The organism is Paenibacillus zanthoxyli JH29, from assembly GCF_000520715.1.
GTDB lineage: Bacteria > Bacillota > Bacilli > Paenibacillales > Paenibacillaceae > Paenibacillus_AQ > Paenibacillus_AQ zanthoxyli.
This window is the reverse complement of record NZ_ASSD01000232.1, coordinates 1-2,587: the sequence shown is the minus strand read 5'-3', so window position 1 is coordinate 2,587 and position 2,587 is coordinate 1. Positions and strand designations below refer to the sequence as shown.

At 53.5% G+C, this 2,587-nt stretch carries 3 protein-coding genes and 1 pseudogene; 3 read left to right on the top strand and 1 reads right to left on the bottom strand.

Going from position 1 to position 2,587, the window contains the following annotated elements:
* Nucleotides 1–216, top strand: a pseudogene (locus L691_RS32615) (hypothetical protein); the annotation flags it as partial.
* 61 nt (nucleotides 217–277) lie between these two features.
* On the opposite strand, the gene L691_RS0108580 reads toward L691_RS32615, so the two are convergent.
* The gene (locus L691_RS0108580; RefSeq protein ID WP_084653997.1) at nucleotides 278–889 is read right to left on the bottom strand and encodes a GTP pyrophosphokinase; all 612 of its coding nucleotides are present in this window, start codon (nucleotides 887–889) and stop codon (nucleotides 278–280) included.
* Between the two features lie 540 nt (nucleotides 890–1,429).
* Between L691_RS0108580 and L691_RS0108575 the strand changes: the two genes are divergently transcribed.
* Together L691_RS0108575 and L691_RS0108570 are read left to right on the top strand one after the other, a co-directional pair.
* Complete coding sequence (locus tag L691_RS0108575; protein ID WP_025689992.1) at nucleotides 1,430–2,179, top strand: zinc ribbon domain-containing protein; 750 nt, start codon at nucleotides 1,430–1,432, stop codon at nucleotides 2,177–2,179.
* 35 nt (nucleotides 2,180–2,214) lie between these two features.
* Nucleotides 2,215–2,587, top strand: a 373-nt coding sequence (locus L691_RS0108570) for a TrmB family transcriptional regulator (protein WP_025689990.1), incomplete at its 3' end; no start/stop codon positions are given.

Genomic DNA, 2,587 nt, shown 5'->3' with positions numbered 1-2,587 from the left:
GCGGAAGCCGCTGCCGAAGGCTCGCTTCACCAGCCGGGTCCTCTATTCTCGGAAGTCAGGGACCGTCCTGTTCCCATGTCTCCTTCCCTGCCGCCATCCAGGGAGGACTGGCGGCCGCTTCTGCCTGGTGTGCCCCGCGCGAACGAAGGGCTTGAGCTTATTATGCGAAGGGCGGCGGAGGCCGCTGCCCGCCGGGCGAAAGACTTGGCGAAATGAAGGGCATATGCGTGAAAAAGAAGGGCCCCCCGGCGGATAGAATATGCCGAGGGGCCTTGCGTTATTTCTGCTCTGTATTATTCTTTGTGCCTTCGGACAGCTCCAGAATCTCCCTGCGCAGACGCAGCATTCTCTTGTCCAACTCGTCGGCGGCGCGTGCGGCGTTCTTCAGCTCTTCCGCGACATGGGGAGGAAGCTGCTGGTCGAATTTGTAGTAGAGAATATGCTCCATGCTTGCCCAGAAATCCATGGCCAGCGTGCGCAGCTGGATCTCGGCCTTTACCCAGCGGGTTCCTTCCAAGAGAATGAGCGGCACAGCGACAATCACATGCAGGCTCTGATACCCGTTCGGCTTCGGATGGGCGATGTAATCCTTGATTTCCAGCACGCGGATATCTTCCCGGCTGCTCAAATGATCGGCAAGCCGGTATATGTCTTTGACAAAAGCGCATACAATCCGCATACCGGCGATATCGTGAATATATTTTTCAATGTTCTCGAAGCTGAAGGCGTAGCCTTTGCGCTCCAATTTTTGCAGGATGCTCTTCGGCTCCTTGATCCGGCGCTTGATATGTTCAATTGGGCTGTAACCGTCCCGCATTTCCCATTCCGTCTTCAGTGTTTCAATCTTATTCTCCAGCTCGTTCAGGGCGAGGCGGTAAAGAGCCGGCATTTTCTTGAATTCGCCAAGCTGTCTGGACAGTTCTTCATCTAACTCCCAGTGGCCCAAATCCTGTACATGAACCTGCAGTTGATCTAGTGTCAGCGATTGGCTATTTTGTTCTTTCACGGATACTCTCCCGATGTACGTATTTATGATCTCTTTTATTGTAACCGAAATGAAGGGCTGGAAGCAAAAAATACCATCCGTATCCAATTGGCCTTATGCCGGATAGCTCTAGTTATTTCAGTATTATACATCCGACGACAAATAATGAATCTGGCCGTCACATTTGGTATGATAGAGTTATAGTTTCAGGCGGCGCCGCATGCGTCTGCTAATTTGACATAAGTCTTAATGGAAACGGATATCCTCCTTATGGGCGGTGAAGCCGTTTCTGGAAATATAAGACTTTATAAGCTAAGCACCTATCGTTTGGTCTTCTATATTTTACAAGAAACGTACCTGCGTCTTAAAAAGACGCCGTCAGGCGTTTCTTCTTAATAAGCGGTGCTTGTGTTTTGGCTCACCCACGAGAAGGAGGAACTATCGATGAATCTGTTGCAGCGCATTAAAGACGGAGCCAACCGGGTTAGCGAAAAAGCGCAGAACTCTGTGGAGATCGGCAAGCTGAACAGCGGGATTTCCGATATTGAACGCGAAATGGAAATGGAATTTATGAAGATGGGCAAGCTCTTTTATGAAGGCTACCGTTCCAGGGATTTAACGCTGGCCGAAAATAAAATGATTGAGCACTCCCGTGCCTGCCTTAAACTTCAGGATAAAATTGATACTCTGCGCTCGCGCATCGCCGAACTCAAAAATGAGCGGCTCTGCAAATGCGGATATATTGTAGGGCTGGACGCCAACTTCTGCCCGCACTGCGGACAGAAGCTGGAACAGACCGCGAAGACTTCGGTCCAGGATTACTACGAGGAACCGGAACCGGCGCAGCCGGTCAAGCCGGACAAGCCGGAAGCGGCCCCGGAACAGAGACCGGAGGAGCCTTATGGCTATATGTATATGGAGAGTGAGGAGGAGGAGGAGTTGCCGATTCCGCTGGAGGAATACGCCGGGAACGTGCAGAGCCCGAGAAGTGAACGCCGGATCGCCGATGAACTGGAGCGGGAGCGGGAACGGCAGCTTGAGCTCGATCGGCGCATCCGGGATTGGCAGTCGAAGGAACGGGAAGAAACGGAAGACGATACCGGCCCCCGTGAGATAGTAAAATGCCAGATCTGCCGGGCGGACCTGCCCAAAGGCTCCATGTGGTGCCCGCGCTGCGGATCGGAACAGATTTAGTCTAACATTCAGCCGGCCTTGGGGGGAGGATAGGAATGGAACAATTGCTGCTGCATCTGCGCAGTCTGGGCTTTACGGAAATGGAGTCCAAAATTATGGTGGAGCTGGCGGCGATCGGACAATCTTCCGGATACGAGGTGGCGAAGCGGCTTGGCGTCTCCAGGTCGAATGTGTATGCCGCGCTCCAGCGCCTGACCCAGCAGGGTTATGTGCGCTGCGGTGACGGGGAGCCTGCGCGGTACAGCGTTCTGGCCCCGGAAGAGCTGGCCAAGATGATTTCCGGCCGGGTTCAGGCGTCGCTGTCCTTCGTCGAGAACGAAATGCCGCGCGGCGGTTCGGTCAGCACTACCTTTTATAATGTGGAAGGCGAACGCAATGTGATGGATGCGCTGATCCGTCAGCTGAATG